The organism is Candidatus Poriferisocius sp. (assembly GCF_965208355.1).
Taxonomy (GTDB): Bacteria; Actinomycetota; Acidimicrobiia; order Acidimicrobiales; family Bin134; genus Poriferisocius.
In genome coordinates this window covers 569,378-589,702 of the sequence record NZ_CBDBOM010000003.1, presented here as the reverse complement: position 1 = coordinate 589,702, position 20,325 = coordinate 569,378, and the positions used below count along the sequence as shown (strand labels likewise).

Genomic DNA, 20,325 nt, shown 5'->3' with positions numbered 1-20,325 from the left:
CGATGGCTGAGGACTCCTCGAATCCTTATCGGTTGCCCCGAGGCGTGGTGCCGCGGCGGTATGAGCTGCGTTTGGAGCCTGATCTGGAGGCGTTCACGTTTGCGGGGACGGTGGGGGTGGACGTCGAGATTTTGGAGCCGGTGGACGAGATCGTACTCAACGCCGCTGAGCTGGAAATCAACGAAGGCGATCTGGGTGACGTGGCGCTAGCGGGGATCGACTACGACGACGAGCACGAGCGGGCGGTGTTGCGGCTGGGCGAATCGGCGTCGCCGGGGCCGGCTCGATTGAACTTGAGCTTCACCGGCACGCTGAATGACCAGCTTCGGGGGTTCTACCGCTCCACGTTCACTGACGACGATGGCGATGAGAGGGTGATCGCCACCACGCAGTTCGAGTCCACCAACGCCCGTAGGGCGTTTCCCTGCTGGGACGAGCCCGATCTCAAGGCGGTGTTCGAGGTGACCTTGGTGGTGCCCAAGGACCTGATGGCGGTGTCATCCGGGGCCGAGATCAATTCCCAGCCAGCCGGCAATGGCCGCCGGGAGGTGGCGTTCGCCCCCACCATGGAGATGTCCACCTACCTGCTGGCCTTCATTGTGGGCCCCCTGGAGGCCACCGAACCGGTGGATGTGAACGGCACGCCGCTGCGCATCATCCACCCCGTTGGCAAGGGCCACCTCACCGAGTTCGCCCTGGACGCCGGAGCGTTTTGCCTCGGGTTCTTCGAGGATTACTTCGCCATCGATTACCCCGGCGACAAGCTCGATCTGGTGGGCATACCCGACTTCGCCTTCGGGGCCATGGAGAATATGGGCTGCGTCACATTCCGGGAGATTCTGCTGCTGCTCGACGCCGATTCTTCTACCCAGCAGGAGCGCCAGACCGCGGTGGACGTAATCGCCCACGAACTGGCCCACATGTGGTTCGGAAACCTGGTCACCATGAAGTGGTGGAATGGCATCTGGCTCAAAGAGGCCTTCGCCACCTTCTGCGAGATGCTGGCGGTGGACGCCTACCGTCCCGACTGGAAGCGCTGGCTGGCCTTCGGGCTCTCTCGGGCCGCGGCGTTCGACGTGGACGCCTTGGCCGCCACCCGGGCCATCGAGTACCCGGTGGTCTCCCCCGCCGACGCCGAGGGCATGTACGACCTGCTCACCTACGAGAAGGGCGCCGCCGCGGTGCGGATGCTGGAGCAGTACCTCGGGGCCGACGAGTTCCGCAACGGGGTCCGGCACTATCTCCGGCGTCACTCCTACGCCAACACTGAGACCCACGACCTGTGGGATGCGCTGGCCGAGTCCACCGGCGAGCCCGCCCGAGACGTGATGGATTCATGGATCTTCCAGGGCGGCCACCCAGTGGTGACCGCCGCGGCCCGCGACGACGGGACGATCACGCTCAGCCAAAGCCGGTTCCGCTACGACGGACAGACCGACGACGCCCGCTGGCAGGTGCCAGTAGTGGCCATAGTGGGCACCGACACCGGAGAGCGAACCGACCGGTTGGTTTTGGAAGACCCGGTCGCCCTTGGCGGTGACAGCCCCGATTGGGTCATGGTCAATGCCGGTGCCGATGGCTTCTACCGAGTGGCCTACGAAGGTGAATTGTTGGGCAGGCTGCTTGACACGGGCCCCGATCTAGACCCGCTCCAGCGATACGTGTTGGTGGATGACCAGTGGGCCCTGACTGTGGCCGACCGGCTGGGCGTGGCCGACTACCTGGCCTTTGCCGAGCGCCTGGCCACCGCGGAGGACGATCTGGCGGTGTGGCGCCGCCTGGCCGGCACGCTGGGCACCCTCGACCACATGGTGCCCGATGCTGGGCAGGCTGGGCTCCAGACCCGAGTAAGAGCCATGGTCGGCCCGGCCTGGGGTCGGGTGGGCTGGGAGCCAGTGGCCGGCGAGAACGACCGCATCGGCGAGCTGCGGGGCGTGCTGGCGCGCACCCTGGCCGTGGGGGGCAACGACGCCGAGGCCATCGCCCGGTGCCGAGGGCTGATGGCCGCCGAGGGCGTCGACCCCGCGCTGGCCGCGGCCGCTATCGCCGTGGTGGCCGCCACCGGAGACGAGGTCGACTACGAGGAGATCCACCAGCGCTACGAGAATGCCCCCACCCCGCAGCTCGAGCTGCGCTACCTGATGGCGCTCACCACCTTCGACGACCCCGCTCTCATGGACCGCACCCTGGCGGCCACCCTCGACGGCACCGTGCGCAGCCAGGATGCCGGGTTCGTGCTCCGGGGCTGTTTGGAAAACCGCGACCACGGCCCCCGGGCCTGGGCGTATATCGCCGAGCAGTGGGCCGAAATCAACCAACGCCTCCCCTCGGCCATCGTCCCCCGAATGCTCGGCGGCATCAGCGCCCTGTCCACCCCCGAACTAGCCACCGAAGTGGAGGCGTTTCTCGAAGCCCACCCCGTCCCCCAAGGACCGTTGATCGTCGCCCAACACCTAGAACGCCAGAAGATCAACGTGCAATTGCGAAGACGAGTTCAGGAGGAACTCGGAGGAACAAACACCTGAGGCGGGCGGGGGGTGGCGCCGCAGGCGGACCTGGTCGCTCCGACGGCCAGGCCGCCGTAGGTGACAGGACCCGCCGTCCGCCGGACGCGCTAGTTAGTTCCGACTGCGGCCCGAATGGACTCGCGCAGCGACTTCATTGTGGCGAACACGGCAGTGGGCTCGTAGCCGCAGTGGGCCATGCAGTTGTCGCAGCGGGGATCTCTGCCCCGGCCGTAGCTGTCCCAATCGGTGGTGTCGATCAGCTCCTGGTAGGTCTCGGTATAGCCGTCAGCCATGAGATAGCAGGGCCGCTGCCAGCCGAACACCGAGTAGCTGGGGATGCCCCACGCGGTGCACTCGTACTCCACCTTCCCCTCGAGGAAGTCCAAGAACAGCGGCGTGTGGTTCAGCCGCCACTTCTTGCGCTTACCCTCGGAGAAGGCATCTCGGAACAGGCTCTTGGTCTGCTCCACCGGCAAGAAGTGCTCCTGATCGGGGGCCTTCTCGTAGGCGTACCCCGGCGAGATCATCATGGAGTCGACTTCTAGGTCGTCGTTCAAGAAATCCAGCACGCTGCGCACGTCTTCGGGGCTGTCGGTGCTGAAAAAGGTGCTGTTGGTGGTGACTCGGAATCCCTTGTCCTTGGCCTCGTTGACGGCCTCCACAACCTCGTCGAACACTCCCTCTCGGGCCACGGCCAGGTCGTGGCGCTCTTGGAGCCCGTCCACGTGAACCACAAACGAGAAGTAGGGCGACGGCTTGAACTTGTCGATCTTGCGCCGCAGCAGCACCGCGTTGGTGCACAGGTACACGAACTTCTTGCGCTTGATGAGCTCGTCCACCATGTCGTCGATCTGGGGGTGCAGCAGCGGCTCGCCTCCGGCGATGGACACCATCGGGGCACCGCACTCCTCCATGGCGGCCACCGCCTCGTCCACGCTGACCCGCTTGCGCAGCACCTCGGTGGGGTACTGGATCTTGCCGCAGCCCGGGCACTCCAGATTGCAGGCAAACAGCGGTTCCAACTCCACGATCAGCGGGAACTTCTCTCGGCGGCGCAGTTTGTTCTTGAACACATAGGTGCCCACCTTTGCCGCCTGTCTCATCGGAATAGGCATGTCAGCCAACCTCCCTTGTCAGCACTGGCGTCAACCGTCGAATGGTGCGCAGCGCTCGATAGATCCTTGCCGGGGCGGCGGCCGTCCGCAGCTCGCGGGTCGGTGTGTCGGTTACCACCCGCACCACCGCCGCGGGACCGCGATGATTCTCCAGCAACCAGGCCGACTCCATGTCGACCGCCACCGCGCCCTTGTACGCCAATTCCTGCCGGCGCGGGCCGACGGCCAGCTTGGACACACTTGCCACCGGACCGGTGTGCACGGTGAACCCGGCATCTGACAGGCCCTTGGCCACTGCTTCGGCCTGGGGCAGACCGATCGAAACGACATCGTCGGCCGACACCTCGGTGGCCACCACCACGTCGCCCGGCTCGATGCCGTCAACCACCGCACCGCCCATTCCGACAACGGCCACCGCTCCGTTCTCCGGCTCGACCCGGCGGCTGCGATCGGGCCCCATGCCGGTACACACCACCTTGGCCTCGCCCCGGATACCACGCCGGGCAGCACGGGCCTCCATGGCTAGCGGGCACCAGAGGGTCAGGCTCATGCCTCGTCCTCAATGGCCCGCACCCAGCGGCCCAGGGCCATCACCGGGAACACCAGGCGATACAGGTGGTAGCGGATATAGAAGTCCCCCGAGAAGCCAGTTCCGGTGTACCAGGGCTCGTCCCAGTCGCCGTCGCGGCGCTGGTTCTCCACCAGCCAGGCCACCCCACGACGAGCCGCCTCCCCGCTTGCCTGGCCGCCGGCGATCAACGCCAGCAGGGCCCACGCGGTTTGCGACGGGGTGGACTCCCCTCGGCCCCGCCATTCCCGATCGGTGTACGAGCGCATGTCCTCGCCCCAGCCGCCGTCGTTGTTCTGCACCGACTCCAGCCACCGACAGGCTCGCACCACCCGGGCGTCGTCGGTCGAAATCCCGGCACTGATCAGCGCCGGGATTGCTGCGCCAGTGCCGTAGATGTAGTTGGCGCCCCATCTCCCGTACCAAGACCCGTCGTCTTCTTGCTCGTCGCTCAGCCATTGAACCCCTCGGTCCACTACCACTGGGTCCACCTTCAGACCCAGCCCGTCGCCGTCCAACTCGCACAGCATCTCGATGACGTGGGCGGTTACGTCAGCCGAAGGCGGGTCAATGACTTCGCCGAAGTCGCAGAACGGCAGCTCGGCTACCAGCGGAGAGCAGTTGTCGGCGTCGAATGCCGCCCAGCCGCCATCTTGGCACTGCATCCCTTGGACCCACTCCACTGCTCGATCCAGTGCCCGATTCACCTTCCGGGCATCGGTGTGATTGATTCGGCGCAAGGCCAAGGCCACCTCGGCGGTGTCGTCCAAGTCGGGATAGAAGTTGTTCTCAAATTCAAATGCCCACCCTCCGGGGGCCAAGTGGGGTCGCTGCTCGGCCCAGTCGCCCACAACATGGACTTCCTGGTCCATCAGCCAGCGAGCCCCCGCTTCCATCTGCGAGTCGTCGGGGTCCACGCCGGCGTCGGCCAGCGCGATCAGGGCCAGACAGGTGTCCCACACCGGCGACTGACAGCACTCCAGCCGCCGCATGTCGTCCTCGACAATGGTCCAGGCGTCGAATCCGGCCAGGCCTTGGGCCAGGATCGGATGGTGGAGGGAATAACCCCGGACGTAGAGGGCCAACAGCGAATACACCCACGGGGGCTGGATTCCTCCCCAGCAGCCATCGGCTTCCTGGCGGGCGATAATCCACTGCTCGGCCCTCCGTAGCGACCATTCCCGCAGCCGCCGGTGTGGGCGATTCTCATAGTGGTGCAAAGCCTGATCGAGGCGCTGAAACCGCCGGGCCACCGTGCCGGCCGGGGCGAGCTCTCGCTCCGGCGGGGTGGCCCCGGTGCGAATCTCGTCCAGGTTTATTCCCATGGAGCGCACCGGGCGGTGAGCACCAACCACGGTCAGCGACACCACGGTCTGGCGAGCCCAGCAGGCGAAGTCGTAGATGTTCAGGGGCACCTGCTTGGGCAGAAGAATCACTTCGGGAGGAAGCGCGGGCAGATCCTCCCAGCGCCAGAGGCCGAACAGCGCCATCCAAATGCGAGTGAACACCCGGCTGCGCTCTAATCCCCCTTCGCTGCGGATGTAGTCAGCCGCTTTGGTCATGTGGTCGGCGTCGACGGGATCGCCCGCATAGCGCAGCGCCCAGTAGGCCTCCACGGTTACCGACAAATCGGCCGGTCCCTGGTAGAAGGTGGCCCAAGTGCCGTCGGCCCGCTGGCTGTGTCGGATCCAGTTGGCGGTCTGCCGGGTGACTTCTGGGTCGGCGATGCCCAAGAACTCTCGGAGGAACAGATCTTCGGCCTCGATGGACACGTTGGTCTCCAGCTCGTCCTTCCACCACCCCTCGATGTCTTGGAGGCTCATGAGCCGATCTCGGGCTCGGGCCAAACATTGCTCCACACCCATCAGAAGTCCCTTCCCACGATGAACTCGGCCAGCGAGCGCATTTCCTCGACCACCTCGACGACGACCCCCTCGCAACTTGACAGGGAATCAAGGGCTGACACCGCCAAGTCGTAGTGGTCCCGGGCCAGCGCCTGGGTGTGCTCCCGGCCGCCCCCCGCCTCCACCAAGGCCCGGGCGGCATCCACACCTCCGGCATCCCATTCAGGACGGGCATAGAGATCGGCCAGCTCTTCGGCCTCTGAGGTGTCGCTGTTGAGGGCAATCACCACCGGCACGGACTTCTTTCGCTCCCGCAGATCGGCGCCTGCGGGCTTCCCGGTGCGCTCGGGGTCGCCCCAGATGCCCAACAGATCGTCCACTGCTTGGAACGCCACCCCCATGTGGGCGCCGAAGTCGACCAGCTCTTCAACAACCGTGTCTTCGGCCCCGGCCAGAATCGCCCCCACCGAAGAGGCATAGGCCAACAGCGCTCCAGTCTTCCCCTGCTCCATGGCCAGGCACTGCTCCAGAGTTACCGAGGGCAATTCCTCGAAGGCCATGTCCATGCTCTGGCCAGCGATCATGGCCGAAACCGCCTCGGCCAGGTTCTTGGCCGCACTGACTCGGGGTGGGCTGGGATCAGACAGCAGCACCTCGAAGGCCAGGGCGTGGAGGGCGTCGCCGACAACCACGCCTACGCCAGTGCCGAATTTGGCCCAGACCGTGGGCCGGTGCCGGCGCTCGGCATCGTTGTCGATGATGTCGTCGTGGATGAGCGAGAAGTCGTGGATCAGCTCGATGGCCACCGCACCGGGCACCGCGGTCTCAGCAGGAGCACCAACGGCCTCGGCCGACAAGATGGCCAGTGCGGGACGGGTTCCCTTTCCCCGGCCCTTGAAGTGGTATTCGGCGGGCACCCTCAGCTCTTCGCACAGTCCGCCGAGAGCGGCAGCGATGGCTGGGTCGACCAGTTCCCTGGCCCGCCCGAGAATGTCCGGTGCCCCACTCATGCGCTCAACCTCTCCTGCTCTTCCGCTGATGTCACTGAGCTGTGTTGCTGTTCTGAGATGTCTTCGGATGATTGGTCGGGCGGGGACTCGGCCCGTTCCCGGCAGTGATCGAGGGCAAGCCGGGCCGCAAGGTTGCCGGAACGCACTGCGCCCTCCATGGTGGCGGGCCATCCGGTATCGGTCCACGCCCCGGCCAAGAACACTCCATCAATGGCGGTGCTCGGACCAGGACGAAGCCGCCTGGTTCCAGGACGGCCGGCAAAGGTGGCCCGGTGCTCACGGGTCACCACGGCGTCGATCACCTCGGCCTCTGCCGCGGGCGGAAACAGATCCTCGAGGGCCGATTGATAGCGCTCGATCAACTCGGCTGGGCGGTCGCCGATCTCATCAAATGCCGCTGACTGCGACACGGCCACGACCTGCTCGCCACCGCTGCCTTCTACCGACTCTTCTTCACTCCAATTGGCGGCCTCGGTTCGATCGAACACGAACTGCACCGGGGAGTCCAAAGCCGCGGTGAAGGGCACGTCCATGACCTGGCGATCGAACACGAAATGCACGTTGACGATGGGCGAAATCCCCAGGTCGGCCAAATCGGATTGCCCGGATATGGTGCCGGTGGGCACCAAGCCGTCCACAACATCGTGAGGCACGGCCAAGATCACCGCGTCGGCATCGACCCGCTTCCCATCAGCCATGACCAGCGGACCGTCGCCCACAGCTTCCACATGGGCTTGCAGTTGGACATCCCCGCCTAGGGCGGTGATGGCTCGGGCCGCAGCGTCGCCGTGCAAAGCACCCAATGGCACCCGGGTCCAGCCCAGATCACCACCGTCAGCGTCGTCGAGGAGCCCGGTGCGGAACACCTTGACCGCCAAGCTCAGCGAGGCGTCGTCGGCCCGAAGGTTCACGGTGGGCAAGCAAATGAGATCCCACATCCCGGCGATAGCCCGATCGGACTCCCCCCGAGATCGGAGCCATTCCCCAAAGCTCGTCTCATCGGTTGCCGGATCGTCGGGATCGAGGCGGCGCAGGGCCAGCGCGGTGCGCACGGCCCGGAACCGATCGGCAACCGACAGCGGGCTGTAGCGCAGCAGCGACCGGGCCAAGTGCAGGGGGGCTGGAGCTCCTGTGCGGAAGATGCGCGCCGGTCGGCGGCCGGGGCGCATGACCGAGACCGACATTCGCGACTGCTCGGTCACCTGGTCGGCCACATTCAAGCGATCCAGGAAGGCCCGGTATTCGGTACAGCACCGCATGAAGACGTGCTGGCCGTTGTCGAACCAACGGCCGTTGCGCTGGAACGACCAGGTGGCCCCGCCCAATCGGGGACCCCGCTCATACAGCGTCACCTGCACTCCACCATCAGCCGCGGCCACTGCCGCGGCCAGCCCGGCCAATCCACCTCCGACCACCGCTACTCGCGGTGCAGCGTCCGGATCCCGGCGATGCTCAGAACCGGCCAGTCTCATGTAGTGACTCCCGCCAGGCTTCGGAGGGCCACCCAAGCCTTCTCCTTGGTGGACAGTGACAGCCGTCCTTCCAACACGGCGGCAGGCCTTTCGGAAATGCGGGCCAGCAAACGGTGGTAGATCCCAGCCATGGCCCCGGTACAGGCCCGGCTGCGGCGATCCAGCATGTCGAGCAGCTTCAGTCCTTGTGCGAAATGCCGCTCGGCTCGCTCGGCTTCAAATGCCACTAGCTTGCCCACCGCATCGGGCGGTCCGGTCAGGTCGGGGGCGCAACCGAATCGCTCGATGTCAGCGGTTGGCAGATAGGTCCGGCCCATGCCCCGGTCCTCCACGATGTCACGCAGAATGTTGGTGATCTGAAGGGCGACCCCCAGCACGTCGGCCAGCTCGGCCGCCACCTCGGGATCGCCTTTGGTGCCGAATACCCCCAGCGACAGACGGCCGACCGATCCTGCTACCAGCCGGCAATACTCCTCGGTTTCCTCAATGGTGGTGTATTCCTTCCCAACGGCGTCTTGCTCGCAGCCGGCGACGATCTCGTTCAGCGCGGCGGTGGGGATGGGAAAGCGGCCGATGGCATGGTGCAGGCCGACCATCACCGGATCGTCGGGATCGCGGAGCCTGCCGTCGGCCAGGGCGTCGATGTCGGCCCGCAGTTCGGCAAGGCCGGCAAGCTTCTCGTCTTGGGGCAGCGGGCCATCGCCCACGTCGTCGATCCGCCGGGCCATGGCGTACAACGCCGACATGGCCTGGCGCTTGGCTTTGGGCAACAGCCGGATTCCATAGGAGAAGTTGCGGGCCTCGGTACGGGTGATCTCCTCACAGCGCTGGTAGGCGTCGGCCGTTCTCACCCTCGCCTCCAACGCACCATGGCGTCTCGGACGGCGCTGACGGCTTTGGCGTCGGTCAATTGGCGGGGGGAGGCCAGGCGCGCCAAGTGGAACGCCGTGCGGACCTTCGAAGGGGTCCGCAGCTTCTTGAGCACGTCGTAGTCGGCTCCGGCGATGGCGTCCAACGCGGCCAAACCACCGGCCACATAGCCGGCTACCGTCACTTTGGCCCAGCCGTTGAGAGAGGCCACCAGCGGCCCACCCCGGAGCAGAAGTCCGCGGGCGCTGTCGCACTGGTGGGCGATCAGCCGGCGCAGCGATTCCGACGCCCGGGCCGCCCCCAGGTCATCCTCGGTTACACCAAAGCGGGCCATCTCATCGGCTGGGAAGTAGACGCGGCCCTTCTCGGTGTAGTCCTCGCCGATGTCTTGGAGGTGCTCCACGATTTGCAGACCTGTGCACACCGCATCGCTGAGGACAATGCGCTCAGGCGTGGCTGCGCCGAACACCGCTAGCACCAGCCGGCCAACAGGGTTGGCCGACAGCGTGCAGTACTCGGCCAACTCGGCCTGGGTCTGGTAGCGGTGCTTGCGCTGATCGACTCTATTGGCCTCAATGAGCGCCAAGAACGGCTCGTCGTCGACATCGAGTTCGTCGAGAAAAGGAGTGATCTGGACCATCACCGGATGGGTGGCGTTGCCGGTGCGGGCTCGTTGGAGCTCCGCTTCGATCCAGTCCAGCGCGGCTAGGCGGTCGCCGCCGTATTCGTCTCCGATGTCGTCGACAAACCGAGCGAACCCGTAGATGGCCAGGAGGTGGGCGCGATGATCCGCAGGGACGGCCTTTAGCACAACCGGGAAATTCTCGCTTCCCTTCTGATCCATGATCGAGTCCAAGTCGAACCCGACTTCAGCCTGCACAGCACCCCCGCTGCTTTCGGAGCTAACCCGCTGGTCAGCGGGCCAACCTAGCCGTCCATGACAATGTTCTGACAATCGTTACTCAATTGCAAACAAAAGAGTGACCATCAGGTCACCTTTTTGTACGCGCTCAATCTGAGGCTGTCAAGGCATTGGCAGCCTCGTGGTCTTCGAACTTGGGACGATCGGCGAAACGGCCCATCAAACTCTCGGCGAAAATGTGGGCGATAGCGTCCATTATGAGGGCGCCGGCGAGCCGGTGCCTTCGAGGATCGTCGGACAGGGCCTCACCCAGTCGCTCGGCTAGCCGCCAGAACACTCGCTGGGCGGCGGCGGCATGCTCCACCTGGCCTTGCACCGACCGCTTGGCCACCTCCAGCATGATGGGCAGACCGGGCAGGAGCGTTTCGGCCAGGCGACGGGTGAGCTCTTGGCGGCTCAACCCGACCTGGCCGCCTACCGAGGCGGCGAAATCCTCTGCGGTGTTGTCCACCACCGCTTCCACCGCTCGGAAGAACAGGTCTTGTTTGGAGCGGTAGTAGCGGTAGAAGGTGCCCTTGGCCACGCCGGCCTGGGCGCAGATGTCGGCCACGCTCACCTCGGTGTAGCCCCTGAGGGCGAACTCCTGAATGGCCACATCCCGCAACTGCTCACCACTGTCGGCCAAATTGGCCACCTCGGTGTGGTCGGGGTTCTCCGCATTCATGATCTGGGCGATGTGGCGCAACGGCAGGCGGTGGCGCTCTCGCAATTCCCTGATCTGCTCTACCGCCTCGGCATGGCGCTGGTTGTAAAGGAAGCGGTTGGCCGCGGCCCGACGGGGCGCGGGCAGAAGGCCCAGCCGCCGGTAATGGTGGATGGAGGCAGCCGGTACTCCGGTGCGGGCTACTAGCTCGCTGATGGGGAACTCCCCGGGAGTGCCCATGCCTCCACTCTTATTCGCATAGCCATGCCGCCGCCAGCGCGTACCGGAAACTCGTGCCTGCGGATGGCTATTCCTGCTCGGCAATCTTGATCGCGTCTTCGAAGCTGGTGCCCTGCTCGATCAGGTTGCGGTACTTCATCACGTGGCGGGGTCGGTTGAACCCGAGTACGCCAACCAGGCGGCCGGCCCGACCGTAGAGGGCGGCAAACCGCCGCTCCTCGGTCGACCCGGTGATGATGCGAACCTCGTCGTCAGGAGCGGCTCGTCCGGCTAGCTGGATTTTGCGGTCGTACTGGTCGCTCCAAAACCACGGCACCGGGGCATAGGGCTGGGCCTCATCGTCCGTGTGGAGCAAGCGAAGCGCGGCGTGCTGGCCCTGGGCGATGGCGTTGTCCCAGTGCTCCACCCGCATGGTCTCGCCGAACAGGGGGTTGGGCCAGCGGGCCACGTCACCAGCGGCGGCAATTCCCGGCGCGGCCAGACAGGTCTCGTCGCACACCACCCCGTTGTCCAAGATCAGGCCCGAGCCCTCCAGCCATTCGGTGTTGGGCATCACGCCAATGCCCACCACCACCACGTCGGCTTCCACCGAAGCGCCGTCGCTCAGATTCACCCGCTCCACCCGGCCATGGCCATCGAAGCCGTCGACGCCCACGCCGAGGCGAAGGTCAACCCCGTGGTCCCGGTGGACATCGGCGCAAACTGTGCCGATCTCGGTGCCCAAAACGCGGCCCAGCGGCACCGGTAGAGCCTCTATCACCGTGACCTCCAGGCCCCGCTCCCGGGCGGTGGCCGCCACTTCGGCGCCGATGAACCCAGCCCCCACTACTGCCACCCGCTGCGGGGAAGCTTCCAGCTCGGCCCGTATGGCCAGGCAGTCATCCAGATCCCGCAGGGTGTAGATGCCGTCGAGTCCGTTGGTGGGCAGTTCCCGACAGCGCGCTCCGGTGGCGATGAGAATGCCGTCGGCGGTGACCGTTGAGCCGTCATCGAGGGTGACGGTGCGGCTGGCCACATCGAGGGCGGTGGCCCGGCGGCCGAGCCGCCAGTCGGCCTCTAATTCCTGGAGGGACTCGTCATCGGAAAGCGCGATGCGGTCCTGTTCCCATTCCCCGGCCAGGAGCTGCTTGGACAGGGGAGGCCGGTCGTAAGGCTGGTGGGGCTCATCGCCGATGATGGTGATGGCCCCGTCGAATCCTTCTCGCCGAAGCGACTCGGCCGCTCGCGTTCCGGCCAGCGACGCTCCAACAATTGCTAGTGAGCGCAGTGGGCGCCTACTCCTCGGCCACGGAGATGGCCTGCTTGGGGCAGCGCTGGACCGATTCGTTCACCCGATCGCGGGCCTCATCCCCCGGGGTCTCGTTCAGCAGATACAGAAAATCGTCGTCGCGTACCTCGAAAATGTCAGGAGCGACCTGCATGCAAATGGCGTTGCTCTCGCACAGGTCGTAGTCCACGACCACCCGGTATCCCATCGGATCCTCCCATCTCCCAAAAAGACACCCCGACCCTACCCAACCAACCCCCACCCCGTCACCATCGGGCCTCGACTCTGTTACAGGCAGTGGTGTTGGGTGTAGGTGCGGATCTCTTGGCGGGCGGTGGCCACTACTTCTTCTAGGGCGAAGGCCCGCTCGAATAGCTCTTTGAGGTTTTTGATTTCGTCGATTTCCCGGGAGGCGTTGGCCACGGTGGTGACCGCCTCGCGGATGTCCGGCGGCGCAGCGTCTTCCAGAGCATCCAACTGGGCTAGATCGACTTCCCCCTCAGCCGGCCTCATCCCCACCCCGTCTTCGGCCAACTCACAAAACGCCACAATGTCGCCCTTGTCGTCACCACCACACGCCGCCAACCCCATCAAAACCAAGATCGACAAGACCACTGGCACGCACGCTCGTAGGGATGTTTGCCACTTCGCCTCAGCCTCCGAACCCAGGTGGGCTGGGGGGTGGCGCCGCTCAATTCGCACTCGCAAAAGCGACAAGCCCCGCATACTCCAATGACAATAACCACCGAGGGCGGGGGGTGGCGCCGGTGGCGGACCTGGCCGCTCCGACGGCCAGGCCGCTTCCGGTGACAGGACCCGCCGCCCGGACGCGCGTACAACCATTGTCCCGTTTAGGAAGCTGGCTTGTCGGCGCCCACGATCCACATGGCGTAATACTGCGCCCCGCCCCCGTAGGCATGCCCGAAGGCCTTGCGGGCGCCGTCCACTTGGTGCTCGCCGGCCATGCCCCGAACCTGGAGGGCGGCCTCGGCGAAGCGGATCATGCCCGAGGCTCCGATGGGGTTGGACGACAGCACCCCGCCCGAGCAGTTCACCGGCAGATCGCCGCCGTCGAGATGGGTGGCACCTTCCTCCACCAGCTTCCACCCGTCACCGATCTCGCAGAATCCCAGGCTCTCCAGCCACATCGGCTCGTACCACGAGAACGGCACGTAAATCTCAACCTCGTCGATCTCCGCTCGGCGATCGGTGATGCCCGCTTGGGCGAACACGTCGTCGGCGCAGTCCCGGCTGGCCTGGGGATTCACCTCGTCGCGTCCGGGGAAGTTGTTGGCCTCGCTGCGCAATGCCGCGCCGTGGATCCAGGCCACCGGCTTGGTCGAAGCATCGCCAGCGGCCTCGTCACCCAACACAATCGCGCAAGCCCCGTCGGACGACGGACAGGTCTCAGAAAACCGGATCGGCTCCCACAGCATGGGCGACTCCACCACCTGGTCGAAGGTCAGGTCTTGCTGTTGCAGGTGGGCATACGGATTGCGCAGGGCGTGCTGTCGGTCTTTGAACGCCACCATGCAGCCGATCAGCTCGGGGGCGTTGGTGCGGGCCATGTACTGGCGGATGATGGGCGAGAAATAGCCGCCAGCCCCGGCATTGATCGACACCGAGAAAGGCTGCGGCAGCGACAGAGCCCATGTGGCGTTGGACTCCGACTGCTTCTCGAATCCCAGGGTGAGCACCCGGCGGTGGATGCCGGATTGCACTAGCGAGGCGGCCACCACCGCAGTCGACCCGCCCACCGATCCTGCGGTGTGGACCCGCAGCAGCGGCTTGCCCACCGCCCCCAGCGCCTCGGCCAGGAACAGCTCGGGCTGCATGACCCCCTCGAAAAAGTCGGGGGCCTTGCCCACCACCACGGCATCGATGTCGTCCCAACCCACCTCGGCGTCCTCCAGCGCCCGGTAGGCGGCCTCCCGCACCAGGCCGGGCAGCGACACGTCGCCCCGGGTGGTCTGATACTTGGTCTGGCCGACCCCCAGCACTGCGGTGCGCTCAGCCATCACTCCCCCTCCATCACGCACACCAGGTTCTGCTGGAGAAACAACCCCGACGCGGCATGGCCCAGTACCCGGTCGGCCCGACCGTCGTAAATCTGGCGGGCGGCGTCGGCGATGCGCATGAGGCCGGCGGCCATCATGGTGTGGCCGGCCAATGCCCCGCCGCTGGCGTTGACGGCGGTGTCGGATCCCAGCCCGAGTTCGACCTCCAAGATGTGCTCTTGGGTGGTGAACGGAGCGGCCAGTTCAGCGGCGTCCAATCGATCGTTGCCTGCTCCGGCCTCCGCGGCCGCCTTGTGGGCGCTGGGCGCTCGGGTGAGATCGCGCACCCCCGGCTGGTGGGGATCGATGCGATGGTCGATGCCTTTGATCCATGCCGGTCGATCGCACAGCTCGCGAGCCCGGTCACCGGCCGCCAGCACCACGGCTACCCCTCCGTCGGCAGAAGCGGCGCAGTCGCTGGGCCGCAGCGGGTCGGCGATGGGCGCTTCGGCCAGCACCGAGTCGACGGTGACGTCGGCCGAAGAACGCACGGCCAGCGGGTTGTCGGCCGCGCCGTTGAGGCTGCGGACTGCGATCTCCGCCAAGCGCTGCTCGCTGACCGCACCCGACTCCAGCATGATCCGAGCCTGGAGGGCGGCCATGGCAAAGGCGTCTGGCCGCAGGGGCCCCAGGTAGTAGGGGTCAAGCTGGGTGGAGAGCACGTCGCGCAGCGATCCGGGCGACGACTTGCCGTAGCTGTACACCAGCGCGGTGTCTATGCCGCCGATCTGGAGCTTGACCCACGACTCATACAGCGCCCAGGCTCCGTCCATCTCCACATGGCTCTCGCTTATGGGCGGGACCGCGCCCACCGCGTCCAAGGTGTGAACGAACGAGAACGCCTGCCCAGCCAGAAAGTCGCTGCTCCCCGAGCAGGTGAAGCCGATGTCGTCTTGGGTGAGGCCCACCGCGCCCCGGGCCTCGTTGATGATGGGCACCATCAGCTCCACCTCGGTGGTGTGGGTGAGGGCCTTTTCCTGGCTCTGGGCCACCGACACCACGGCGATGTCGCGCATCAGCCCTGCTCTCCCGACTCAGCAGCCTGCTTGGCGTGCCAGGCGTTGGTGCCCGCGGCGGTAACCGGTATGTCGGGCTCCGCGGTGGGCTCCCAGTACAGGATGTTCTCGGCCGTGCGGCCCAGTTGGTCGTCAGGTTTCCACACCGCACGCACCCTCATTCCCATACGCACCTCGGAAGTGTCGATCCCCGCCACCAAACCCAAAAAGCCGATGTCGGCGCCGTCGAGGTGGATCCAAGCGCTCACGTAGGGGATCTCCAGGTCATCCCTACCCGGGATGGGCAGCCGGGTCACGCAGAAGCCCCCCACATGGCCGGTGTCGGGCAGTTCCACATAGTCGGGCGTGGCCGCGCCGTGGCGGGGATCAACCCCTCGAGGCGGCACGAACACCGCCCCGTCCACCGGCGAGCGCTGGCCCAGGATCTTGCGGTCGGCGAAAGCGTTCAGATAGCCGGATGAGGCCGAACCGGGAATGAAGTCGTATTCCAAGCGGATGGGGGTGCGCACCGAACGCACCGGCTCCACGTCGCGCAGCTTCTCCGGCAGGGACACCTCGCTCGACAGCGCCTCGGGAGGAATGCTCGGATCGGCGCTCATTGCCCCGCTCCCTCGGGCGCAAACCCCTCCAGATCAGCGATATGGCCCTCGCGCTCCGATCGCCACCGGGCGATCACCCGCATTCCGACCGACAATTCGTCGGGGCTGTCCACCAATAGCCCGTGGACCATGGGGGTGTCGGCCCCATCAAGGCGGATCATGCCCAGGCCGTGGGGTTGGTCCCAGGGTGACTGCGACCGGGGCGGATCCACCCAGGTCCAGCTCACCAGCTCACCGCCCGGCCCTACCTCCACCAGTTCGGTCAGTGGGTCCGAGGTCACCGGGTCGTACTCGGTGGGCGGGCACAACACCGTGCCGTCGGGGCGGCGGATGCCCAAAACGATCCCCTCCCGAAGGCCAGTCAAGAATGCCCCTATCACCGGCCCAGTAGTTCGGGTGAACGGGTACTCCAGTACCAGGTCGGCCCGCAGCCGCTTAGCCATCTGCCTAGCCCTCCCCGTCCACCGAGATGGTCCCGGCGTCGGTGTCGATGACGACAGGAGCACCGTCGGCGGGCTCGTCGCCGTCAAATTCCACCCCCATCAGACAGGGGATTTGGAAGTCCCGGCTGATGATGGCCAAGTGACTTTCGATGTCGCCCGAACGGCACAGAATCCCGGCCAGGTCGGCCTCGATGGGAGCCAAGAACGTGGCCCCGGCGTCTTTCACCAGTGCCACCGTTTCCGAGGCCACGTCATCGCCAGCGTCAAGCACGGCAATCACATCATCGGGCGTGTCAAAGCGCATCAGCCGACCGTGGCCGGAGATGCCAGAGAACACCGGGCTGCCCCGGCCAACAACGCCGCCCATCAGTTATCGACCCCTAGGCCCGTGAATCGCACCGGCATCAAAATTCGATGACCTGGCGTACAACCTCGCCGTTTCGCACAGCTTCTAGCGCGGGATTGATCTCGTCGATGGTGATGCGCCGGGTGATCATGCGCTCCAGGTCGAGCTTGCCGCCCTTCCACAACCGCAGCAGCTTGTGAAAGTCGGTGCGCACGTCGGTACCGCCGTAGTAGGAGCCGATCAGGGTCTTCTCGTTGTAGAACAGCTCGAAGGCGTTGAACGACACCATCTCATCCATGCGGCCCACCCCCACGATGCAACACGTGCCGCCCCGCCGGGTCATGTCATAGGCGGTACGCATTAAGACGGGAATGCCGACGCATTCCAGGGCGTAGTCGAAACCCTCGCCCCCGGTGATCTCGTTCTTGGCATCCTCTAGATCTTCGGGGAGCACCGCGTGGGTGGCGCCGAAGGAAATGGCCTCGTCCAGCTTGGCCGGGTTCTTGTCCACCGCCACGATCTCGGCCGCACCGGCGATCCTGGCCCCTTGAATGGCGGCCACGCCCACGCCCCCGGCGCCAAACACCACTGCCGACGAGCCCGGGCTGACCTTGGCGGTATTGAGAGCGGCACCAGCCCCGGTCATCACCCCACAGCCGATGAGAGAAGCGACGTCTAATGGGATGTCGGGGTCGATCTTGACAACTCCTTGGCGGGGCATGAGCAGCTTCTCGGCGAAGGTACCCGCTCCGGCCATGCCGAAAAGCTCGGTGCCCGCCTGGCGGAACTTCGTGCGAGCCATCGAAGCCAATGCGATGTTGGGGCACAGATTCGGCTGGTGGCGACCGGCGCAGTAGACGCAGTTTCCGCAAGAGGGCGACCACACCACGATCACATGGTCGCCGGAGGCCAGATTATCCACATTGGAACCGACCTCCTCGATGATCCCCGCTCCCTCGTGGCCGAGTACCGCCGGAGGGGCCTGGGGGATAGTCCCGTTCATGGCCGACACGTCGGAGTGGCACACCCCGGTGTGGGTGATCTTGATGGCCACGTCGTCTGGACCCAAGTCCATCATCTCAACGTCATCGCACACGTCGAGGTTGACGTCGCCCACTTCTCGCATAACCGCCGCAAGCATCCAAGAATGGTAGGCCGAGTGTGACCCCTCCGACACTCTTGGCCGCGAAACCGACCGCTAGCCTCATCAGCCATGCCGCAGACCATGGCGCTGGACACCCAGGAGCTGAACCGAATGGTGGAGTTCTGGGACATCCTGGTGTCGGAGAACTCCAAGCGGCGCACCGGCCTCACCTCGGGGCTCATTCCGGTGCGGGAATACACCAGCTACTCGGGCATGGAGGCCTGGCTGCGGTGGCCCGACATCTTGGCCCGCTGCGACGAGGTGCTGGAGGCATCCGAACTGGGAGCCAGGATGCGGGGTCCGGGCACCCAGACCACCAACGCCCACCCCTTCGCCCTGGTGTGCATACCGTTTGGCGGCTGGAGAGCGCTGGAGGAGCTATCAGCCATGGGGCTCACCACCCAGGTGGACGACGTGGAGGATCGGGTGCGTTTCCTCATGGACTACTGGATCCGCTGGGTGGAGCCCTGGCGGAGCGATGGCTTCCGCTCCTGCTGGGACGCGGCCGACACGCTGCGGACCTGTGACCCCGAGATCATCGACACCCTGTATGAGGCCGCCTGGCCGGTGGAAGGCGACGGCGACAACCGCACAGCCCGCCGTTTTGTAGCCGGACTCCAGCAATACCTCTTCCTGTTGTACCTCGACACCCGGCTGGGCACGGGAGACACCGGCCCCTATCCGCTGCCCAACGGCCGCCACATGATCGTGCGGGAGTTCTCCTCGCTGGCCCAGAGCTGGATCCCGTGGAGCCACGTGGCCGCCGATGTCCCCTACCAGAACCTGGTGGTGGGCTTGGTCTTCCGGCCCGGCATCCACAACCGGGTGAACGATCTGTCCACCACGTTCTCGGTTCCGGCCGACAACCTGGCCTGGCTGGAGGCCATTTCGGTATTCGAGCCCCGGCCGGGAGGCGAACTGGTGCCGGTGGACCGGGAGGAGATGCCCGAAATCCTGGCTGCGATCAAGAAGGCCCAGGCCGACGCCTACCGGTTGATGAACACCTGGACCTTCGAGGAAAAGGTCCACAACGGCACCTATGTCTACTTCCGGGGCCTGATGTGGCCGTTCACCAACATGCTGGGCATCGACGACGAGTTCGACTGGTCGCTCCCCCACCCCCACACCGCCGAGACGGTGTGGCCGATTTTCGCCGGCGGCCTGCCCGAACAGGAGGGCGCCGAAGAGGTCACCTTCCCAATGTTCCCCAGATTGAAAGGCTCCTGACTGTGAAATTCGACATGCCGCTGTCTGCTGATCTGGCTGGGACTCGAGACCAAGCCCAGGCCTATGAGGCCATGGGGGTCGACGGGGTGTTCACCTTCGAGGGCCAGCGCGACGTGTTCTTCCCGCTGCTCAGTGCGGCCCAGGACACCGGCCTCGATCTCTACACCAACGTGGCCATCGCTTTGCCCCGCAGCCCGATGCATCTGGCCTACCAGTCGTTCGACCTCCACCGGCTGTCGGACGGGAAGTTCGCCCTGGGCCTGGGATCGCAGATCAAGCCCCACATCACCAAGCGCTACAGCGCGGTGTGGGACCGCCCGGTGGCCCAGATGCGGGAGCTGATGGCCGCCACCAAGGCCATCTTCGCCCGCTGGCAGGACGGCGACGCCCTCGACTTCCGGGGCGACTACTACACCTTCACCCTCTCCACCCCGATTTTCGAGCCCGAGCCGCTGGAGTGGGGGACGCCGCCCATCTGGGCCGGGGCGCTGGGTCCGAAGATGACCAAGATGGTGGCCGAAACCGCCGACGGCATCCTGATCCACCCGTTCTGCTCCGAGCAGTTCCTGCGGACCAAGACGTTGCCCGCAGTGGAAGCCGGCTTGGCCTCCGCCGGGCGCAGCCGGGACGACTTCCTATTCGGCGTGGGGGTAATCGTCGGTCTGTATGGCGACGACGCCGACGAGACAGAGGCTTGGCGGGTGGAACAGCTCTGCCGCTCGAACTTGGGCTTCTACGGCTCCACCCCGGCCTACCGGGTGGTGCTCGACGCCCACGGCTGGGGCGAGCTCCAAGACGAGCTCAACCGCCTCACCAAACAGGGCCGCTGGGGCGACATCGGCGACGTGTGGGACGACGAGATGGTCCAAACCCTCAGCATCCAGGGCACCCCCGCCGAGGCCGCCGCGGAGATTCACAACCGCTTCGGCGGCCTGGCCGACCGCGTCCACCTCTCCCTCCACGGCGCCCCCCAACCCCTGGTCGCCGAACTGTTCGCCAACCTCAAGAGCTGAGCTTCGACCTCCAGAGGCTCCA

General features: G+C 65.9%; 20 protein-coding genes. 3 read left to right on the top strand and 17 right to left on the bottom strand.

What is annotated here, in order from left to right:
* Positions 1 to 2 precede the first annotated feature (2 nt).
* Positions 3 to 2,525 (top strand): M1 family aminopeptidase, encoded by a 2,523-nt coding sequence (locus tag ACOGXH_RS04010; protein WP_419927828.1) that lies wholly within the window; start codon positions 3 to 5, stop codon positions 2,523 to 2,525.
* 89 nt (positions 2,526 to 2,614) lie between these two features.
* Here the strand turns inward: ACOGXH_RS04010 and hpnH are convergent, their stop codons facing one another.
* From hpnH to ACOGXH_RS03925, 17 genes are all read right to left on the bottom strand, one after another.
* Positions 2,615 to 3,622, bottom strand: a complete 1,008-nt coding sequence (gene hpnH, locus ACOGXH_RS04005) for an adenosyl-hopene transferase HpnH (protein ID WP_419927827.1) — start codon at positions 3,620 to 3,622, stop codon at positions 2,615 to 2,617.
* 1 nt (position 3,623) lies between these two features.
* Positions 3,624 to 4,172, bottom strand: a complete 549-nt coding sequence (locus tag ACOGXH_RS04000; RefSeq protein WP_419927826.1) for a hypothetical protein — start codon at positions 4,170 to 4,172, stop codon at positions 3,624 to 3,626.
* A complete protein-coding gene (gene shc, locus ACOGXH_RS03995; protein WP_419927825.1) occupies positions 4,169 to 6,055 on the bottom strand; it encodes a squalene--hopene cyclase in 1,887 nt (628 codons plus the stop codon). Before shc ends, ACOGXH_RS04000 begins: the two co-directional genes overlap by 4 nt.
* Positions 6,055 to 7,044 carry a polyprenyl synthetase family protein gene (locus ACOGXH_RS03990; RefSeq protein WP_419927824.1) on the bottom strand — a complete coding sequence of 330 codons (990 nt, stop codon included), beginning with the start codon at positions 7,042 to 7,044 and terminating at the stop codon, positions 6,055 to 6,057. Before ACOGXH_RS03990 ends, shc begins: the two co-directional genes overlap by 1 nt.
* Positions 7,041 to 8,516: a hydroxysqualene dehydroxylase HpnE gene (gene hpnE / locus ACOGXH_RS03985; protein WP_419927823.1), complete on the bottom strand. Its 1,476-nt coding sequence runs from the start codon at positions 8,514 to 8,516 to the stop codon at positions 7,041 to 7,043. Before hpnE ends, ACOGXH_RS03990 begins: the two co-directional genes overlap by 4 nt.
* Positions 8,513 to 9,367, bottom strand: a complete 855-nt coding sequence (gene hpnD / locus ACOGXH_RS03980; RefSeq protein ID WP_419927822.1) for a presqualene diphosphate synthase HpnD — start codon at positions 9,365 to 9,367, stop codon at positions 8,513 to 8,515. The genes hpnE and hpnD overlap by 4 nt, the downstream gene beginning before the upstream one ends.
* Positions 9,364 to 10,266, bottom strand: a complete 903-nt coding sequence (hpnC, locus tag ACOGXH_RS03975; protein WP_419927821.1) for a squalene synthase HpnC — start codon at positions 10,264 to 10,266, stop codon at positions 9,364 to 9,366. Before hpnC ends, hpnD begins: the two co-directional genes overlap by 4 nt.
* 130 nt (positions 10,267 to 10,396) lie before the next feature.
* A complete protein-coding gene (locus ACOGXH_RS03970) occupies positions 10,397 to 11,191 on the bottom strand; it encodes a TetR family transcriptional regulator (RefSeq protein WP_419927820.1) in 795 nt (264 codons plus the stop codon).
* A gap of 67 nt (positions 11,192 to 11,258) precedes the next feature.
* The gene (locus ACOGXH_RS03965; RefSeq protein ID WP_419930318.1) at positions 11,259 to 12,443 is read right to left on the bottom strand and encodes an NAD(P)/FAD-dependent oxidoreductase; all 1,185 of its coding nucleotides are present in this window, start codon (positions 12,441 to 12,443) and stop codon (positions 11,259 to 11,261) included.
* Between the two features lie 22 nt (positions 12,444 to 12,465).
* A complete protein-coding gene (locus ACOGXH_RS03960; protein WP_419927819.1) occupies positions 12,466 to 12,666 on the bottom strand; it encodes a ferredoxin in 201 nt (66 codons plus the stop codon).
* A gap of 80 nt (positions 12,667 to 12,746) precedes the next feature.
* On the bottom strand, positions 12,747 to 13,079 hold the full coding sequence (locus ACOGXH_RS03955; RefSeq protein ID WP_419927818.1) for a hypothetical protein: 333 nt from the start codon (positions 13,077 to 13,079) through the stop codon (positions 12,747 to 12,749).
* A 230-nt stretch (positions 13,080 to 13,309) separates the two neighbouring features.
* Complete coding sequence (locus tag ACOGXH_RS03950; protein WP_419930317.1) at positions 13,310 to 14,479, bottom strand: thiolase domain-containing protein; 1,170 nt, start codon at positions 14,477 to 14,479, stop codon at positions 13,310 to 13,312.
* Positions 14,476 to 15,531 (bottom strand): lipid-transfer protein, encoded by a 1,056-nt coding sequence (locus tag ACOGXH_RS03945; protein ID WP_419927817.1) that lies wholly within the window; start codon positions 15,529 to 15,531, stop codon positions 14,476 to 14,478. Before ACOGXH_RS03945 ends, ACOGXH_RS03950 begins: the two co-directional genes overlap by 4 nt.
* Positions 15,531 to 16,130: a Zn-ribbon domain-containing OB-fold protein gene (locus ACOGXH_RS03940; protein ID WP_419927816.1), complete on the bottom strand. Its 600-nt coding sequence runs from the start codon at positions 16,128 to 16,130 to the stop codon at positions 15,531 to 15,533. The genes ACOGXH_RS03945 and ACOGXH_RS03940 overlap by 1 nt, the downstream gene beginning before the upstream one ends.
* Positions 16,127 to 16,573: a Zn-ribbon domain-containing OB-fold protein gene (locus ACOGXH_RS03935; protein WP_419927815.1), complete on the bottom strand. Its 447-nt coding sequence runs from the start codon at positions 16,571 to 16,573 to the stop codon at positions 16,127 to 16,129. Before ACOGXH_RS03935 ends, ACOGXH_RS03940 begins: the two co-directional genes overlap by 4 nt.
* Before the next feature lie 4 nt (positions 16,574 to 16,577).
* Positions 16,578 to 16,940 carry a PEP-utilizing enzyme gene (locus tag ACOGXH_RS03930; RefSeq protein WP_419927814.1) on the bottom strand — a complete coding sequence of 121 codons (363 nt, stop codon included), beginning with the start codon at positions 16,938 to 16,940 and terminating at the stop codon, positions 16,578 to 16,580.
* A gap of 37 nt (positions 16,941 to 16,977) precedes the next feature.
* Complete coding sequence (locus tag ACOGXH_RS03925; RefSeq protein WP_419927813.1) at positions 16,978 to 18,060, bottom strand: Zn-dependent alcohol dehydrogenase; 1,083 nt, start codon at positions 18,058 to 18,060, stop codon at positions 16,978 to 16,980.
* Between the two features lie 72 nt (positions 18,061 to 18,132).
* Here ACOGXH_RS03925 and ACOGXH_RS03920 point away from each other — a divergent pair, with 72 nt between their 5' ends.
* Both ACOGXH_RS03920 and ACOGXH_RS03915 read left to right on the top strand, forming a co-directional pair.
* Positions 18,133 to 19,290, top strand: coding sequence for a hypothetical protein (locus tag ACOGXH_RS03920; protein WP_419927812.1), 1,158 nt, complete (start codon positions 18,133 to 18,135; stop codon positions 19,288 to 19,290).
* A gap of 2 nt (positions 19,291 to 19,292) precedes the next feature.
* Positions 19,293 to 20,303, top strand: a complete 1,011-nt coding sequence (locus ACOGXH_RS03915; RefSeq protein ID WP_419927811.1) for a TIGR03617 family F420-dependent LLM class oxidoreductase — start codon at positions 19,293 to 19,295, stop codon at positions 20,301 to 20,303.
* Positions 20,304 to 20,325: the final 22 nt, after the last annotated feature.

Coding starts and splice junctions, on each gene's coding strand:
- ACOGXH_RS03945 (WP_419927817.1), bottom strand. CDS start 15,531: ATGCGCGACATCGCCGTGGTGTCGGTGGCCCAGAGCCAGGAAAAGGCC.
- ACOGXH_RS03925 (WP_419927813.1), bottom strand. CDS start 18,060: ATGCTTGCGGCGGTTATGCGAGAAGTGGGCGACGTCAACCTCGACGTG.
- ACOGXH_RS03930 (WP_419927814.1), bottom strand. CDS start 16,940: ATGGGCGGCGTTGTTGGCCGGGGCAGCCCGGTGTTCTCTGGCATCTCC.
- ACOGXH_RS03920 (WP_419927812.1), top strand. CDS start 18,133: ATGCCGCAGACCATGGCGCTGGACACCCAGGAGCTGAACCGAATGGTG.
- hpnH (WP_419927827.1), bottom strand. CDS start 3,622: ATGCCTATTCCGATGAGACAGGCGGCAAAGGTGGGCACCTATGTGTTC.
- hpnE (WP_419927823.1), bottom strand. CDS start 8,516: ATGAGACTGGCCGGTTCTGAGCATCGCCGGGATCCGGACGCTGCACCG.
- ACOGXH_RS04000 (WP_419927826.1), bottom strand. CDS start 4,172: ATGAGCCTGACCCTCTGGTGCCCGCTAGCCATGGAGGCCCGTGCTGCC.
- ACOGXH_RS03935 (WP_419927815.1), bottom strand. CDS start 16,573: ATGGCTAAGCGGCTGCGGGCCGACCTGGTACTGGAGTACCCGTTCACC.
- ACOGXH_RS04010 (WP_419927828.1), top strand. CDS start 3: ATGGCTGAGGACTCCTCGAATCCTTATCGGTTGCCCCGAGGCGTGGTG.
- ACOGXH_RS03940 (WP_419927816.1), bottom strand. CDS start 16,130: ATGAGCGCCGATCCGAGCATTCCTCCCGAGGCGCTGTCGAGCGAGGTG.
- ACOGXH_RS03960 (WP_419927819.1), bottom strand. CDS start 12,666: ATGGGATACCGGGTGGTCGTGGACTACGACCTGTGCGAGAGCAACGCC.
- shc (WP_419927825.1), bottom strand. CDS start 6,055: ATGGGTGTGGAGCAATGTTTGGCCCGAGCCCGAGATCGGCTCATGAGC.
- ACOGXH_RS03970 (WP_419927820.1), bottom strand. CDS start 11,191: ATGGGCACTCCCGGGGAGTTCCCCATCAGCGAGCTAGTAGCCCGCACC.
- ACOGXH_RS03990 (WP_419927824.1), bottom strand. CDS start 7,044: ATGAGTGGGGCACCGGACATTCTCGGGCGGGCCAGGGAACTGGTCGAC.